The 15409-nt window shown below is 73.8% G+C and carries 14 protein-coding genes; 4 read left to right on the forward strand and 10 right to left on the reverse strand.

Translation table 11 applies throughout. From position 1 onward, the window contains the following. Positions 1 to 91 precede the first annotated feature (91 nt). Genes AB0M92_RS00005 through AB0M92_RS00015 form a run of 3 tightly spaced genes read right to left on the reverse strand, consistent with a single transcriptional unit; the run spans position 92 to position 2113 of the window. A complete protein-coding gene (locus AB0M92_RS00005) occupies positions 92 to 406 on the reverse strand; it encodes a hypothetical protein (protein ID WP_366099805.1) in 315 nt (104 codons plus the stop codon). A 10-nt stretch (positions 407 to 416) separates the two neighbouring features. Next, on the reverse strand, positions 417 to 1133 hold the full coding sequence (locus tag AB0M92_RS00010) for a helix-turn-helix domain-containing protein (RefSeq protein WP_366099806.1): 717 nt from the start codon (positions 1131 to 1133) through the stop codon (positions 417 to 419). Between the two features lie 29 nt (positions 1134 to 1162). After that, positions 1163 to 2113 carry a diiron oxygenase gene (locus tag AB0M92_RS00015; protein ID WP_366099807.1) on the reverse strand — a complete coding sequence of 317 codons (951 nt, stop codon included), beginning with the start codon at positions 2111 to 2113 and terminating at the stop codon, positions 1163 to 1165. Positions 2114 to 2261: 148 nt separating this feature from the next. On the opposite strand from AB0M92_RS00015, the gene AB0M92_RS00020 reads away from it, so the two are divergent. Further along, positions 2262 to 3371, forward strand: a complete 1110-nt coding sequence (locus AB0M92_RS00020; protein ID WP_366099808.1) for a ferritin-like domain-containing protein — start codon at positions 2262 to 2264, stop codon at positions 3369 to 3371. A gap of 55 nt (positions 3372 to 3426) precedes the next feature. Here AB0M92_RS00020 and AB0M92_RS00025 read toward each other — a convergent pair whose 3' ends face one another. Next, positions 3427 to 4896, reverse strand: a complete 1470-nt coding sequence (locus AB0M92_RS00025) for a penicillin-binding transpeptidase domain-containing protein (RefSeq protein ID WP_366099810.1) — start codon at positions 4894 to 4896, stop codon at positions 3427 to 3429. After that, complete coding sequence (locus AB0M92_RS00030) at positions 4893 to 6263, reverse strand: FtsW/RodA/SpoVE family cell cycle protein (protein ID WP_366099811.1); 1371 nt, start codon at positions 6261 to 6263, stop codon at positions 4893 to 4895. Before AB0M92_RS00030 ends, AB0M92_RS00025 begins: the two co-directional genes overlap by 4 nt. 95 nt (positions 6264 to 6358) lie before the next feature. On the opposite strand from AB0M92_RS00030, the gene AB0M92_RS00035 reads away from it, so the two are divergent. The 3 genes from AB0M92_RS00035 to AB0M92_RS00045 all read left to right on the forward strand — a co-directional run bounded on the left by AB0M92_RS00035 (position 6359) and on the right by AB0M92_RS00045 (position 9117). Beyond that, positions 6359 to 6748, forward strand: coding sequence for a DUF6325 family protein (locus AB0M92_RS00035; protein WP_366099812.1), 390 nt, complete (start codon positions 6359 to 6361; stop codon positions 6746 to 6748). Beyond that, on the forward strand, positions 6748 to 7047 hold the full coding sequence (locus tag AB0M92_RS00040; RefSeq protein ID WP_366099813.1) for an SHOCT domain-containing protein: 300 nt from the start codon (positions 6748 to 6750) through the stop codon (positions 7045 to 7047). The genes AB0M92_RS00035 and AB0M92_RS00040 overlap by 1 nt, the downstream gene beginning before the upstream one ends. A gap of 393 nt (positions 7048 to 7440) precedes the next feature. Then, positions 7441 to 9117, forward strand: a complete 1677-nt coding sequence (locus AB0M92_RS00045; protein WP_366099814.1) for a C40 family peptidase — start codon at positions 7441 to 7443, stop codon at positions 9115 to 9117. Here the strand turns inward: AB0M92_RS00045 and AB0M92_RS00050 are convergent. The 5 genes from AB0M92_RS00050 to AB0M92_RS00070 all read right to left on the reverse strand — a co-directional run bounded on the left by AB0M92_RS00050 (position 9060) and on the right by AB0M92_RS00070 (position 15314). Further along, entirely contained in the window at positions 9060 to 10328 is a 1269-nt protein-coding gene (locus AB0M92_RS00050; RefSeq protein ID WP_366099815.1) for a styrene monooxygenase/indole monooxygenase family protein, read from the reverse strand. The two genes, AB0M92_RS00045 and AB0M92_RS00050, sit on opposite strands and share 58 nt — an antisense overlap. Positions 10329 to 10449: 121 nt before the next feature. Next, on the reverse strand, positions 10450 to 11040 hold the full coding sequence (locus tag AB0M92_RS00055) for an ATP/GTP-binding protein (protein WP_366100311.1): 591 nt from the start codon (positions 11038 to 11040) through the stop codon (positions 10450 to 10452). A gap of 37 nt (positions 11041 to 11077) precedes the next feature. After that, positions 11078 to 11452 (reverse strand): DUF742 domain-containing protein, encoded by a 375-nt coding sequence (locus tag AB0M92_RS00060; protein WP_366100312.1) that lies wholly within the window; start codon positions 11450 to 11452, stop codon positions 11078 to 11080. A gap of 161 nt (positions 11453 to 11613) precedes the next feature. After that, positions 11614 to 12114: a roadblock/LC7 domain-containing protein gene (locus AB0M92_RS00065; protein ID WP_366099816.1), complete on the reverse strand. Its 501-nt coding sequence runs from the start codon at positions 12112 to 12114 to the stop codon at positions 11614 to 11616. Then, the gene (locus AB0M92_RS00070) at positions 12111 to 15314 is read right to left on the reverse strand and encodes a nitrate- and nitrite sensing domain-containing protein (protein WP_366099817.1); all 3204 of its coding nucleotides are present in this window, start codon (positions 15312 to 15314) and stop codon (positions 12111 to 12113) included. The genes AB0M92_RS00065 and AB0M92_RS00070 overlap by 4 nt, the downstream gene beginning before the upstream one ends. Positions 15315 to 15409: the final 95 nt, after the last annotated feature.

Here is a 15409-nt window from a genome sequence, read left to right on the forward strand (position 1 = left end):
ACGATGCCCGGCCCTTCAAGTGGACCAAGACCGCCGACCAGATCCTCGACCGCATCTGCCGCTACTGCGACAGGATCTCCGAACCAGGTCACTAGGCCGAGTCCTCCCCGGGCTTCCGGGCGGAGTCCTCCCCCGGCGGGGTCGGCTTCGTCTTCGTCCAGGGCCAACGGAGCCCCGGCTTCCGGCCGGAGGGGGTGTACGTGTACTTCCAGCCCTTCTGGAGGTGCAGCCGCTTCGAATGGCCCGCCGGGACCCGCTCGTACACCAGGACCGTCGGGGGGCCGCCGTCGGCCGCCGGGACCGGGATCTCGTACCACTTCGGCGGGTGGCCGGTCGGGCCGAGGAGGATCGGCAGGACCCGCCCGTCCATCGGACCGCCCTCGAAGGGCGTGCGTTCGCTTCTCACCCCACCAGTGTCACAGCAGGTGGGCGGCCTCGGAGACCACCGGGATGACGCGGCGGGCCAGCACCCCGACCGGGCCGTCCGCCGATTCCAGGGCCAGCGCGGCGCGCGCCGCGGCGGCCGTCTGCGGGTCGGTGGCCGCGGTCGCCGTCAGGAGGGCTATGAACTGGTCGACCAGCCAGTCGCGCAGGGCCGAGACCTCCGGCTCCTTGCCCTCGTCGATCCAGATCAGGGAGGCCCCCTCGACGGCGGTGATCCAGGTGCGGACCATCATCCGCAGCCGCGGGCCGGGGGCCGGTACGGCCAGGTGGTAGAGGATCTGCTGGGCCGCGGCCCGGCGGATGCCGTCCACCGTGGCCGTCGTACGGGAGGTCTCGACGACGCTTCCGCCCTGGAGGAGGGCCGAGAAGCCGGCGTCGTGCTCGTCGACGAAGGCCAGGTAGCGGTCCAGCGCGCGGGAGAGGCGCTGGGTGAGCGGTCCGGCCTGGGGTTCGGCGAAGCACTGCTCCAGCAGGTCGGCCGCCGAGCGCAGGGCGGCCTCGTACAACTGCTGCTTGCCGCCCGGGAAGTAGCGGTAGACCAGGGGCCGCGAGACGCCCGCCGCCTCGGCGACGTCGTCGAGCGAGACCTCCTCCGGGGCCCGGTGCGCGAACAGCGACAGGGCGGCGTCGAGGAGCTGGGCCCGCCGCTCCTCGACGCTCAGCCTGCGGTACGCGCGTACGGTCGTCATGCCCGCAGGGTAGCCCCGAAACAGCCGGTTCAGGCGAGGAGTCCCGAGCTCTTCCAGAGCCTGCGGCCGACTCCGCGCAGGACGCCGATGTCGTCGAGGAAGTCCGTGAGCCGCTTGGCGCCCGTCTGCATGACCTCGCGCCGGTGGCCGCTCGCCTGGACCTGGGCGAGGGCTTCGCGCCGGTCGAGGCCGACGTTCTCGTAGACCTTCGGGTTGACGAAGGCCGTCGAGAAGACGCGGGCGGCCTGGCCGCAGCTGACTCGGGTGAGCTCCTGTTCCCAGCGCGGGGCGGTCAGCATCTGCCGGCGCAGTTCCTCGCGGGCGTAGCGGACGTGCCGGGCCTCCTCGATGACGTGGATGCGGGTGACTCCGCGCACGAGGGGCTGGATGCGCTCGTCGGGGAAGGTGAGGCGCTGCATCCAGTCGAGGATCTCCTCGCCGAGGAGGGTGCAGGCGAAGGAACCGGGGGTGGTGGAGACGGTCTTGAGGATGCGGGCGAGGTTGTGGTTGGTGCGGGAGACCGGGTAGGCGGGGGCGCCGGCCTTCTGGATCATGCGGGCGAACATCATGGAGTGGCGGCACTCGTCGGCTATCTCGGTGAGCGCGTACCGGACGTGGTTGCTGGTCAGGGACTTGTCGTAGACGTGCCGGACCATCAGCTGCATCAGGATGATCTCGAACCAGATGCCGAGCGAGCCGAGGGCCGCCGCCTCGTGGCGGGAGAGGTCGATGCGCTGCTCCTCGCCCATCTTCTTCCACAGCGGTGTGTCGTAGAGGGACAGCAGCTCGGGCGGCCAGTAGTACGTGCCGTCGACGGGCGGGGCGTCCCAGTCGAGTTCCTTGTCGGGGTCGAAGGAGTGCTTGGCCGAGGATTCGAGCAGGCGCGCGGCGATCTCTTCTCGGTCCTTGAGGAGGCCGAGCGCGTCCTGCAGCCCGCCTCGATCGGTCACGGTGGTCATGGCTTCGGATACCTCGCTCATCGGGTTACCGGCGGTCAGTAGTTATGAGACTGCTTGTCAGCAAGGCCGTCAATCCCCTGCGCGCGACTTGTTGACCCCGCGTCTACCAACGTGTGACGCTGCCAACCATCCAGTCCTGTACGGAAGTACACGAGCCGAGGGGGCGTCAGTGTCGACGCACGAGCTCTACACCAAGGACCCGGGCGCGGACGTCTGGCAGGTCCCGGCATCCGGCGCGGCCCGCTTCAGCTGGGAGTATGCCGAGGGTCGCGAGCGGCTCCTCGCCCTCTACCAGAAGGGCAAGGACAAGCAGTGGGACGGCGCCAAGCGCATCGACTGGGAGCTGGAGGTGGACCCGTACAACCCGCTCGGCACCCCGGACGAGGCGCTGACGCTGTACGGCACCCGGCACTGGTCCAAGCTCACCGAGAAGGACAAGGGCGAGCTGCGCCGGCACTACACCGCCTGGAACTTCAGCCAGTTCCTCCACGGCGAGCAGGGCGCGATGGTGTGCGCGGCGCGGATCGTGGAATCGGTGCCGGACCTGGACGCGAAGTTCTACTCCGCGACCCAGACGATGGACGAGGCCCGGCACGCCGAGATCTTCGGCCGCTTCCTTCACGAGAAGGTCGGGATGCTCTACCCGATCAACGACAACCTCCAGGCACTGCTCGGCGACACCCTGCGCGACTCCCGCTGGGACATGCCCTACCTGGGCATGCAGGTGCTCATCGAGGGGCTGGCCCTGGCGGCCTTCGGGATGATCCGCGACACGACCGACAAGCCGCTGCCCAAGCAGATCCTGGCGTACGTGATGCAGGACGAGGCCCGGCACGTGGCCTTCGGGCGGATGGCGCTGCGGGACTACTACAAGCAGTTGACGGACGCCGAGCTGCGCGAGCGCGAGGAGTTCGTGATCGAGGGCTGCTACCTGATGCGCGACCGGCTGCGCGGGGTGGAGGTGCTGGAGAACTTCGGCATCTCGCGGAAGGAGGCCGACGAGTTCACCGAGCAGTCGGAGTTCCTGCACCTGTTCCGGAAGCTGCTGTTCAGCCGGATCGTGCCGTGCGTGAAGGACATCGGGCTGTGGGGCGAGCGGCTGCAGAAGGCGTACCTGGACATGGGCGTCTTCGAGATGGGCGACTCGAACCTGGACCTGCTGATGAGCCAGGACGAGGAGATCGCCGAGGCACTGGACCGCGAACGCTTCGCGGCGGAGGAGGCGGACCGGGTGGCGGAGGTGGAGGCGGCGATCGCCGAGGGAGCGGATCCCGCGTAGGAGGAGGTCCCGCAGGAGGGGGCCCCGCGCAGGAGGGCCCCGCAGGACGGGTCCGTCAGCGCTTCGCCGGCGCGGCGAGCGCGGCCTCCATCACCGCCCGGGCGATCGGGGCCGCCGCGCCGTTTCCGCTGATGTCCCCGCGGCGCGCCTCGGCGTCCTCGACGACCACCGCCACCGCCACCCCCGGCTGCGCCGCGTCCTGCGCCTTGGCCCAGCCGATGAACCACGCGTACGGGGTCCCCGCGTTCCCCACCCCGTGCTGGGCCGTGCCGGTCTTGCCGCCCACCACCGCGCCCGGGATCGCGGCATTGCGCCCGGTCCCGTTCTCCACCACGGCCACCATCATCTCCTGCAACCGCAGCGCCGTCGCCGGGCTCATCGCCCGGCCCAGGCCGTGCTGCTGCCCGCGCCGGACCTGGTCCCCGTCGTCCTGGGTGGTCCGCTCGACCAGGTACGGGGAGTCGAGCTCACCGCCGTTGGCGACCGCCGCCGCCACCATCGCCATCTGCAGGGGCGTGGCCCGCGTGTTGAACTGCCCGATCGAGGAGAGCGCCAGCTGGTCCGGGCTCATGTCGGTGTCGAAGTTCGACCGGGACACCCAGGCCGGCACCCGCAGCCCCTCCTCGTTGAAGCCGAACCGGCGGGCCGCGTCCACCATCGCGCGCAGCCCGACCCGCACCCCGATCTTCGCCATCACCGTGTTGCAGGACCACTGCACCGCCTCGGCCATCGAGGCGTCCTGGCAGCCGCTGCCCGCGTTCGGCAGCAGGGTGCTGGTACCGGGCAGCGGGTAGGGGTCGGGGGTCTGCGTGGGCGCGTCCACGTCGTCGACCACGCCCGCGTCCAGGGCCGCGGCCGCCGTCACGATCTTGAAGGTGGAGCCGGGCGGGTACGTCTCGCGCAGCGCCCGGTTCAGCATCGGCCGGGCGGGGTCCGCGTTCAGCCGGGCCCAGGCCGCCTTGACGGGCCCGCCGGTGCCGGAGAGCGCCGCCGGATCGTACGAGGGGCTGCTGACCAGGGCGAGGATCCGCCCGGTGGCGGGCTCCAGGGCGACCGCGGCGCCGCGCCGGCCCGCGAGCCCGGTGTACGCGGCCCGCTGCGCGCCGGCCCGCACGGTCGTCTCCGCGTTCCCGCCGGACGGGCGGCCGCGGGCCAGGTCGTACCAGAGCGGGAAGGCGGAGAGCCCCGGATCGGTGCCGGCGAGGAGCGCGTCCTCGGCGCGCTCCAGCAGGCTGGTCCCGTACGTCTGCGAGGAGAAGCCGGTGACCGGCGCGTAGAGCGGGCCGTTCGCGTACGTCCGCTCGAAGCGCAGCAGTTGCCCGCTGTCCCGGGATCCGGTGACGGGCCGGCCGTCGACCAGGATGTCCCCGCGGGGCTCGGCGTAGCGCTCGATGGCGGGCCGCTTGTTGGCCGGGTTGGCCCCGTACGCGGCGGCCTCCCAGACCTGCACGCGGGCCACGTTGACCAGCAGGGCGACGAGCAGCAGGGCGCAGAAGCAGGCGCACCAGCGGATGTAGCGGATCACGCGGCGGCCTCCTCGGGGGGACGCGGCCTGCGCGCACTGTCGCCGAGCCGGACGAGCAGCGCGACGATGACCCAGTTGGTGACGACGGAGGAGCCGCCCTGGGCGAGGAAGGGCATGGCCATGCCGGTGAGCGGGATCAGCCCCGTGACTCCCCCGGCGATGACGAACACCTGGAGCGCGACGATCGAGGCGAGCCCGGTGGCGAGCAGGCGTCCGAAGGGGTCGCGCAGCGCGAGCCCGGCGCGAAAACCCCGGTGGACCAGGAGTCCGTAGAGCAGCAGGATCGCGGTGATCCCGACGAGGCCGAGCTCCTCGCCGGCGGTGGCGAGGATGAAGTCCGACTTGGCGGCGAAGCCGATGAGGAAGGACTGGCCGTGGCCGAGCCCGGAGCCGAGGAGTCCGCCCGCGGCGAAGGCGAAGAGGGACTGGGCGAGCTGGCCGGGGCCCTCGCCCCTCTCGATGGAAGCGAAAGGATTCAGCCAGTCCTCGACCCGGCTGTGCACGTGCGGTTCGAACGTCCCGACCGCGTACGCGCCGACGGCGGCGAGCAGCAGACCGATCGCGATCCACCCGATCCGGCCGGTCGCGGTGAACAACATGATCACGAACAGCCCGAAGAACAGCAGCGAGGTCCCCAGATCCCTCTCCAGGACCAGCAGTCCGACGCTGAGCAGCCAGATCGCGAGGATCGGTCCGAGCACCCGGCCGGGCAGGAGGCGCAGCTTCCAGAACAGCCGCCGCCCGGTGAGGGCGAGGGCGGTGCGGTTGGCGGCCAGGTAGGCGGCGAAGAAGACGGCGAGCAGGATCTTGGCGAACTCGCCTGGCTGGAAGGAGAGTCCGGCGAACCGGATCCAGATGTGGGCGCCGTTGACGGCCGGGAAGAACACGGGGACGAGCATCAGCGCGAGGGCGGCGGCCACGGAGAGGTACGCGTACTTCTGCAGCACGCGGTGGTCTCGCAGCAGCACGACGACGAGGACGAAGAGCACCACCCCGAGCGCCGACCAGCGCAGTTGGTCACCGGCCGTGAGGTGGGCGGGGGTCGTCGCGTCGAGGCGCTGGATCAGCACCAGGCCGAGGCCGTTGAGCAGCACGGCGATGGGGAGGACGACCGGATCGGCGTACGGGGCACGCAAGCGGACGGCGAGGTGCGCGAGCAGGGCCGCTCCGGCGAGTTCGGCGGCGTAGCGGCCGGCCGGCTCGGGGGTGCGGCCGGTGGTGGCGAGGCCGACGTAGTGGTGGCCGAGGACGCAGATGAGGACGGCTCCGGCGAGGAGCGTCAGCTCGACGCCTCTGCGCGTGGACGCGGAGCCGTCGGGGGGCGGGGGCGGTACGGGCTCCGCCACCTCTGCCGTCAGAGCGGTCATATCGGAAACGTAGCAAGCGGACGGATGGTATGTCCGCTTATGTCATAGAGTGCCGAGGAGTAGTCAGAATCGGTCACGAGTGGGAGCGGCGAGACATGGGACCAGTGGAATTCATCGTCCTGGCCTTCCCGGAGGAGCAGCTGCGGGTACCGGCGGTCGAGGCCGTGATGGGGCTGCGCAAGGCGGGTGTCGTACGGCTGATCGACGGGCTCGTGGTCACGAAGACGGCGGGGGGCGAGGTGCTGGCGGCGGAGTTCGACGCGTTCCTGGAGCTTCAGGGGCTGCTGCGGCACCGGGAGGCGGCACAGCTGATCGGAGCGGAGGACGTCGAGGAGTCGGCGGGGCTGCTGGAACGGGGCAGCTGCGCGCTGCTGCTGCTCGTGGAACACGTATGGGCCGAGGACGCGGCGATCGCCGTACGGGCGGCGGGCGGCAGGATCGCGGGCTCGGTCCGGATCCCGCCGGAGCGGACGGAGGCGGCCTGATGTTCGTCCGCCCGATCGGCACGCGCGTGGAGCCGGCCGACCGCCCCACGGGGCGTCCCCTCCTGCGGGGTCTCCTGGCCCGCGCGGCGGGGGCCGGGGCCGCCGGCTCCGAAACGCCCGCACCGGAGTCCGGTACGGCCGGGGCGCCGACTCCGGAGCCCCGGACGAGCACCGCTCCCGCGGGCACCCCGCACCAGGGCCTGGCCGCGGAGCTGGCGCAGCTGGCGAACCTGGCCCGGGAGGGCCTCCTCACCCCGCAGGAGTTCAAGGAGGCCAAGACCCGCCTCCTCCACTCCTGACGCCCCGACAGGACCGGCCCGGCCGGGGCCCGCCCCGAGGCACCGAGGCTCCGAGGCTCCGAGGCTCCGAGGCTCCGAGGCTCCGAGGACGGCACGCGGACGCCGGCGGGGCGGGGTGCCGGCCGGGGCCGGCGACGGGGACGGCCGGGGCCAAGGACGGGAACGGGACGGGGACGGGACCGGGGACGGGGACGGCGCGAGCCAAGGACGGAACGACACCCCACCCCGTCCCAAGTCCGGCCCCCGCGCAGCCACCCCCACCACGCACCGGCCCAACTCCGCAGCCACCGCGTGGGGGGCTGGGCCGGACGGGTGGGCGTGCGGAACCGGCCGTCCCGGGTGGGGGATTTGTCATACCGGGCGTGGCAGCATCGGCCGCCTGGAGGTGATCACATGTCACGCCGCGTGCTCCGTGCCGCCTGCATCGCCGCCCTGTTCGTGTCGGCCGGGCCGCTCCCCGTCACCCACGCCGGGTCCCTGCCCGACTTCCTGCCGCACCCGACCGCTGCCACGACCCCGCAGGCCCGCGCCACGGCGGAGGCCGCCGCCCGGCAGGCGGCCACCCCGCGCCGGAGCCCGGCCGCCCCGAAGGCCACCACCGGCAGCGCCACCACCCGGCAGGAGCTCCGCTCGGCCGGCGCCGAAGCCCGCCGGGGTCTCACCCCGGCGGACGGCGCCACCGCCGCGGCGGACGCCACCACCGCCCGAGCGGCCGACGTGCACGCCGCCGGGCCGGCCAACACCACCGTCCGGCAGGGCGAGCGCACCGCGGGCGCCACCTCGCCTCGGCCCGGCTCCGAGGGCGCCGCCGCCGACCAGGGCACCGACCGCGTGGGCGACCTCGCCACGCGAAGCCCCGGCGCCGCAGGCCCCGCAGACCCCGCAGGCACCCCCGCCACGCGTGCTCCCGGCCCCGCCATGCGGATCCCCGGGGCCACCGCCGCGCAGGAACCCGCCGCCGAGACGGCAGGCGCGGCAGGCGCCGCAGGCGCCGCCGACGCGCTCCAGGGGCTCGGAGTCGGGGAGTTGCTCGCGCGGCTGCAGGGGCTCTACCGGGAGGCCGAAGCCGCCGCCGAGGATTACAAGGCCACCGAAGTCGCGCTCAAGGAAGGGCAGGACGAGGAGCGCCGGCTCAGCGCCGAGCTCGCGAAGGCCCGTACCGCCCTCGGCGCCGAGAAGGCCGCCGCCGGCCGGGTGGCCCGGGCCCAGTACCAGGGCGCCGGCGGCATCTCCCCGTACGCCCGCATGCTGCTCACCGGCGACCCCCAGGCCGCCCAGGACCAGCGGCGGCTCGCCGCCCGCGAGGGCGCCCGCCGGGCCGGGGTGCTGACCCGCCTCACCCGCACCGAGCACCGCGCCGACCTCCTCGCCGCCGCCGCCCGCACGTCCCTCGACGCCCGGCAGACCCTGACCGCTCAGCGCAAGCGGAACAAGCAGCAGGTCGACCTCAAGCTCAAGCAGGTCGAGCGGGTCCTCGCCTCGCTCACCCCCGACCAGCTCACCCGGCTCGGCACCCGCGAGGCCGCGAACACCGCCACCGCGCAGCGCGAGCTGCTGGCCTCGGGCCGGCTCGCCGCCACCCCCCGTACGCCCACGGCCGCCGGCGGCGCCGCCCTGACCTACGCCACCGAGCAGCTCGGCAAACCGTACGTCTGGGGCGCCGAGGGCCCCGGGTCCTTCGACTGCTCCGGGCTCACCTCACAGGCGTGGGCGCACGCCGGCCGCTCCATCCCGCGGACCAGCCAGGAGCAGTGGGCACGGCTCCCCAAGGTGCCCCTGGACGAGCTGCGCCCCGGCGACCTGGTGGTCTACTTCCCCGCCGCCACGCACGTGGCCCTGTACGTCGGCGACGGCAAGGTGATCCAGGCCCCGCGCCCCGGCGCGAAGGTCAAGGTGTCCCCGATCGCCGCGAACCCGCTGCTCGGCGCCGTGCGGCCGGACCCCGACGCGGCCCCGCTGACCGAGTTCAGCCCGCCGCCGCTGCCGGACGCCGCGGAGGGCGACGACGCCGGCTACTCCGCCGCGGAGGCGCCCGAACCGGCCGACGAGGACGCGACCTCGTCCAAGTAGTCCTGCGCGTCCTCGGGGTCGTAGAAGTACGCGTCGAAGTCGGCCGGGTTGTCGAAGCCGTTGGCGAAACGATCCGCCACCGGCTGGAGCTGCCCGGCCGCCCCGATCAGGTTCAGCACGTGCTCCGGCGGGACGCCCAGCATGGCGTTCGTCCACTGGGTCACCGGCTTGCCCGTCGTGAACCAGAACTTGTCGAAGGTGGCCTTCATCCACGCCTCGTCGAACGGCTTGTCCCCGTGCATCAGGATCGACGACAGGTAGGAGGCCGCGCACTTGGACGCCGAGTTCGATCCCTGGCCGGTGATCGGGTCGTTCGCCACGACCACGTCGGCGACGCCCAGTACCAGCCCGCCGCCCGGCAGCCGCCCGATCGGGTTGCGGACGACCGGCGCGTACCGGCCGGCCAGCGTGCCGCCCGCGTCCGTCAGTTCCACGTTCCTCGCCCGCGCGTACTCCCACGGCGTGAACTTCTCCATCAGCTCCAGCGTGAGCGCGAGGTGTGCCGCCGGGTCCTCGACCCCGCGGAACACGTCGAGCGGGCCGCCCGGGAGCCCCTCCCAGAACAGGATGTCCGCGCGCCCCGAAGCCGTCAGCGTCGGCATCACGAACAGTTCACCCACGCCCGGGACCAGGTTGCAGCGCACCGCTTCCGTCTCGGGGTGCTCGGGGCGCGGTGCGAGCCCGTGCACGTACGAGACGGCCAGCGCGCGCTGCGGCGCGTCGTAGGGGGAGCGCGCCGCGTCCCGGCCGAACATCGACACCAGCTCGCCCTTGCCCGCCGCGACGAGCACCAGGTCGTACGTACGCGAGAAGTAGTCCAGGTCGGCGACGGACGCGCCGTGGATGACCAGCTGTCCGCCGCGCTGCACGAAGGTGTCGAGCCAGCCGGCCATCTTCAGGCGCTGGTCGACGGACTGCGCGTACCCCTTGAGGCGGCCGAGCCAGTCGACGGGGCGCGAAGCGTCCGGGGCGGCGACGGAGACGCCGATGCCCTCGATCCGCGGGGCGTGCCGCTCCCAGAAGTTCAGTTCGAGGTCGCGCTCGTGCCGGAGCGCCGTGTCGAACATGACCTGTGTGGACATGATCCGCCCGGTGCGGATCTCGTCCGCCGTCCGGTTGGACATGAGGGTGATCTCGTACCCCTTCGACTGGAGGCCGAGGGCGAGCTGGAGACCGGACTGGCCGGCCCCCACGACGAGTATCTTGCGCATCTCACGTTCTCGATTCGGGTGAGGGGTCCGGAAGTACGGCGGTCCGGTAGTACGGGCGGTTCAGCGGCTCGGCGGGCGGCACCGGGCTTCGGCGGCACCGCGCTTGCGGTCTGCCGGGAACCTATGCAGGGGTCGCGTCCAGGGCGTGGCCCACCAGCGTCAGCAGGGACTCGACGACCGTGTCCCGGCGCCGCGCATCCATGACCACCACCGGCACGTGCGGCGCGATGGTCAGTGCCTCCCGCACGTCCTGCGCTTCGTACGCCTGCGAGCCCTCGAAGTGGTTCACGGCGACGGCGTACGGGAGCCCGCAGCTCTCGAAGTAGTCGAGTGCCGGGAAGCAGTCGCGCAGCCTGCGCGTGTCGGCCAGGACGATGCCGCCGATGGCGCCGCGCACCAGGTCGTCCCACATGAACCAGAACCGCTCCTGGCCCGGGGTCCCGTACACGTACAGCACGAGGTCGTCGTCGAGGGTGATGCGGCCGAAGTCCATGGCGACGGTGGTGGTGCTCTTGTCCGGCGTGCCGGACAGGTCGTCCGTCGGGGCGCCGGCCTGGGTCATCACCGCCTCGGTGCGCAGCGGGGTGATCTCGGAGACGGAGGACACGAAGGTGGTCTTGCCGACCCCGAAGCCGCCCGCGACCAGCACCTTGACGGCGACGGGCGCGCGGGAGCGGTCGTACTGCCAGGGCTGGACCGGCTCGGCGGCCAGGGCTTCGGCGTAGGCGGGCGGGGCGCCGGCGGGCGGGTCAGAGACGGCGAAGACCACTGAGCACCCTTTCCAGCAGTGCGCGTTCGGGGCGGCCGGGGCCGTGCCCGGTCCCGTAGACGCGTATCCGTCCCTGGTCGGCGAGGTCGCTGACGAGGACGCGGACCACCCCGAGCGGCAGCTTCAGCAGCGCGGATATCTCGGCGATGGTGCGCATGCGACGGCAGACCTCGACTATGGCCGGCATCTCGGGCATGCGGTCCTCGGGCTCGGGCCGCTGCGGCTCCGAGGCCCGGGTGTCGCAGGCGGCGACGAACGTCTCCACGTGCAGGATCTGCGCGAAGCGGGTGCGGCCGCCCGTGAGGGAGTACGGGCGGACGCGGGCGGGCCGGCGGCCGGCTCCGCGTATCGGCAGGCGGTCGGACGCGGGAGCCTCACCCGAAACCGGAGCCGCAGCCGCAGCCGCAGCTGGAGCCGGAGCCGCAGCGGACGCCGAAACCGCAGCCGCCGCCGAGGCCGAGGCCGAGGCCGAAGCGGACGCCGCCGCCGGCTCCCCTGACGCCGAGGCCGTACTCCTCACGGGGTCTTCTCCATCGACTGGCGCAGCTCGCTGCGGACTTCGGGGGTCAGCACGTGGCCGGCCCGGCCCACGAACAGGGCCATGTGGTACGCCACCACGCTCATGTCGCAGTCGGGGGTGGCGTGCACCCCGAGCAGTGAGCCGTCGCTGATGGCCATGACGAAGACGGAGCCGTGCTCCATCGCCACCATCGTCTGCTTGACCGCCCCGCCCTCCATGAGCTCGGCGGCGCCCGTGGTGAGGCTGCCGAGGCCGGAGACGATGGTGGCCAGGTCGGCGGAGGCGCCGCGCGGGCCCTTGGTGCGCGCGGGGCCCTCGCCGGAGGCGGCGGCCGCGCCGGCGGCAGCTCCCCCGGGGTCGGAGGACAGCAGCAGGAGCCCGTCGGAGGACACGACGGCGACGGAGTTGACGCCGGGCACCTCCTCGACCAGGTCCGTCAGCAGCCACTGCAGGTTGCGGGCCTGGGTGCTCAGTCCGTACGTACTGGGCGCGGTCATGTGCGTGCCTCCTGTGCGGTGTCCCCCTGGTCGGTGTCCTGTGCGAGCTCGGCGGCCACGACGCGCCGTCCGTCCCGCGTCCCCTGGTAGAAGCCGCCGAGGCGGCGGCGCAGCTCCTCCGCGTCGACCCGGCGCGGCGGCTGGGGCCGTACCGCCTCGGGGCGGGGCGCGGCCACCGTGCGCGGGGTCCGCTTGGGCAGCCCCTTGCCGGTGACGGCCGCCGCCTCCGGTCCGGCGTCGGGGTGGCTCCCCTGGCGGGGGACCCAGTCGGCCTCGTCGGGCGCGTGCCGGTGGGTCTCCGCCGGGCCGTCGGGGGCGACGGCGGTGGCGGACCGGCCGGGCAGCGGCAGGCCTGCTTCCGGTACGTCGGCCCGCGGGCCGGCGTCAGGCAGCGGTTCGGGGGACGCCGGGTCGGGGTCGGGCGCCGCGAAGGCCTCCGGTCCCGCGTCGGGGACGACGCGCGCGAGGAGCTCTTCACCGGGATCGGTCTCGCCCGGGGCCTGCTCGGTGCTGCCTGCCGCGGTGCTGCCTGCCGCGGTGAACACCTGGTCGGCGGGCGGCAGCTCCGGCTCGGCCGGCGCGGCGGCGTCCGGGACCACCCGGGCCAGCAGCTCCTCGGCGGGCTCCCCGTAGCCGTGTCCGGCGGTGAACACCTGCTCGGCGGACGGCAGCGGCCCGTCCCCGGCCGGGCCGTTCCCGTGCCCGTGCCACGCGTCGGAGCCGTGCTCCAGCCCTCCGGCGAGATCCGGCCCGAAGCCCGGCGCCAGGGCCGCACCGGCGTCGGCCGTCGCGTCGTGCGGGCCGGAGGGCGGCGCCTCCACCGGGGCGGCGGCGCCATCGTCGGCCGCGTCGGCGGCGAAGTCCGCGGCGTCGCCCGCGAAGTGCACGTCGGGCACGTCAGCGGCGTGAGCGGCGTCGGCGTCGTCAGCGGCGTCGGCGTCGTCAGCGGCGTCGGCCGCGAAGTCCGCCTCCGGCAGCTCCGGGTCCCACTCCATGCCCCGCAGGAGCTCCGCGTCCGCCTCCGGGCCCGGGTCCTGGAAGGGCTCGGCGGGGGCTGCCGGGGCGGCCTGCGCCGAAGCCTCGGCTTCCCGTTCCACCACCGGGGGCTCCGGCAGTCTCCGGCCCGGGATCGTGTTCTCGTTCGCCTCCGCGATCACACCTGGCAGCCGCAGCTCCGGCACGCCCGGCGCCGGCTTCGCGTACGTGTGCACCGGCGAGCTCGGCGGCGTCGTCGGCAGCAGCGTGGCCGGGACGACCACGAGGGCCTCCGTGCCCGCGTGCCGCCCGGGCCGCAGCTCGGCCGTGACCCCGTGCCGGGCCGCGAGGCGGCCCGCGACGTACAGGCCGAGGCCCAGGCCGTGTTCGGCCTCCGGTTCCTCGTCGTAGGCCTCCGGCGTGGCCAGGCGGGCGTTCAGCGCCTCCAGCCGGTCGCCGGTGATCCCGATGCCCTCGTCCACGACGGACAGCACCACGTCACCCGAGTCGAGCAGCCATCCGGAGACCCGGACCTTGGCCTCCGGCGGCGAGAACGTCGTCGCGTTCTCCAGCAGTTCGGCGAGCACGTGCGAGATGTCGTCGGCCGCGTGCCCCGCGACCTGCGTGAACGGCGGCAGCGCCGCCAGGTCGACGCGCTCGTAGCGCTCGATCTCGCTGACCGCGGCCCGTGCCACGTCCACCAGCGGGACCGGCGCGGCCCCGGCGGCGTGGCCGTGTTCCTGGCCGGCCAGGACCAGCAGGTTCTCGTTGTGGCGGCGCATGACCGTCGCCAGGTGGTCGAGCTTGAAGAGGGTCGCCAGCCGGTCCGGGTCCTGCTCCCTGGACTCCAGCTCCTCGATGACCTGGAGCTGGCGCTCCACCAGGCCCAGCGTGCGCAGCGAGAGCGAGACCGAGGTCGTGGACATGATGCGGCGGTGCTCCTCCAGCCCCGCCCGGAGCTCCGTCAGTTCCCGCTCCAGCGCCTCGCGGCTCGCGGCCAGTTCCCGCTCCAGCGCCTCGCGGGCCGCGGAGAGCGCCTCGTTGCGGCCGATGAGCCGGCGCCCGTCGGCGTCGAGGCCGGCGATGCGGGTGTGCAGGGAGACGGTCTGGTCACGGACCGCGTTGAGGTGGCGCACGACCTCGGCGAACTCGTCGTTGCGGCCGGTGAAGCGGACCGGCTCCACCGAGCCCTCCGGGGTCGCCAGCCGGGCCGCGCCGCGGCGCAGTACGGACAGCGGCCGGGTCAGCGAGCGCGCGACGGCCGTCGCGAAGCCGATGGCGACCAGGAACAGCAGGCCGAGGGCCGCGACCAGCATTTCCAGCCGGGTCACGTCGTCGTCGCGCAGGGTGGCGAGCGCGGTGGCCCGCTGCCCGGCGAGGGTGGCCTCGACGGAGCGCATGCGGTCGATGCGGGCGGTGAGCGAGGGGGCGACGGCCGCGCCGTCGAGGCGGCGGTCGGCCGTGGACAGCGTGGGCCGCTCGGTGAGCCGTTTGAGGTAGTCGTCGGCCGTCTTGACGTCGGGTCCGGTGACGGTGGCGGCGAGGGTCTGGCGTACGTCGGGGCGCGCGACCCGGTTGAAGTCGTCGAGCGCGGCCTGTTCCCGTACGCGGGCCCGCTGGGCGGCGGTGGTCAGCTCGTCCACGGCGGCCGTGTTGGAGGACTGCTCGCCGCGGGGGACGGCCAGCGCGGCGAGCAGCAGTCCACGGGTCGCGGAGGCCTGTTCGACGGCCTGGCCGAGGGGGGCCAGCGGGCGGGTGGTGGCGAGGGCGGCGACGGCGCGCGGCGGGGTCCGCTCGGCGAGCCGGTCGCCGGGCGCGAGGAGTTCCGCGATGACGCCCGCGTAGGCCTGGTGGGCGGCGAGGGCGGTGCCCTTGCCGTCGACGGCCTCGGTGCGCACGGCCTGGACGCGGCCCAGGGCGCGGGCGAGCGGCTCGTCGGCCTCGTTCTGGACCTCGGCGAGCTGGCGGTCGGTGAGCGCGGTGCGCTCCTGGACGGGGCCCTTGGCCTGGGCGCCGGGGCGGCCCTTGGCCACGTACTCGACGACGGTGTCGCGCTCGTCGCCGAGGAGGTGCGCGAGGGTGAGGGTGTGCTGGGTCTGCTCGGCGAGCGTGACCAGCTGCTGGGAGTCGTTCAGCTCCCGTGTCGCGGAGACCACGGCCGGGGCACCGGCCGCGAGGACGGTGAGGCCGGCGACGGCGACGCCGATGACGAGCCTGCTGCGCACGCGGACGGGGCGTCCTGCGGGGGCGGGTCCGTCGGTGGCGGTGCCGTTCTTCCGAGACCGCTTCTTCTGCACCGGTGCTCGCAATCCTGTACGTG

The organism is Streptomyces sp. NPDC051582, from assembly GCF_040681715.1.
Lineage (GTDB): Bacteria > Actinomycetota > Actinomycetes > Streptomycetales > Streptomycetaceae > Streptomyces.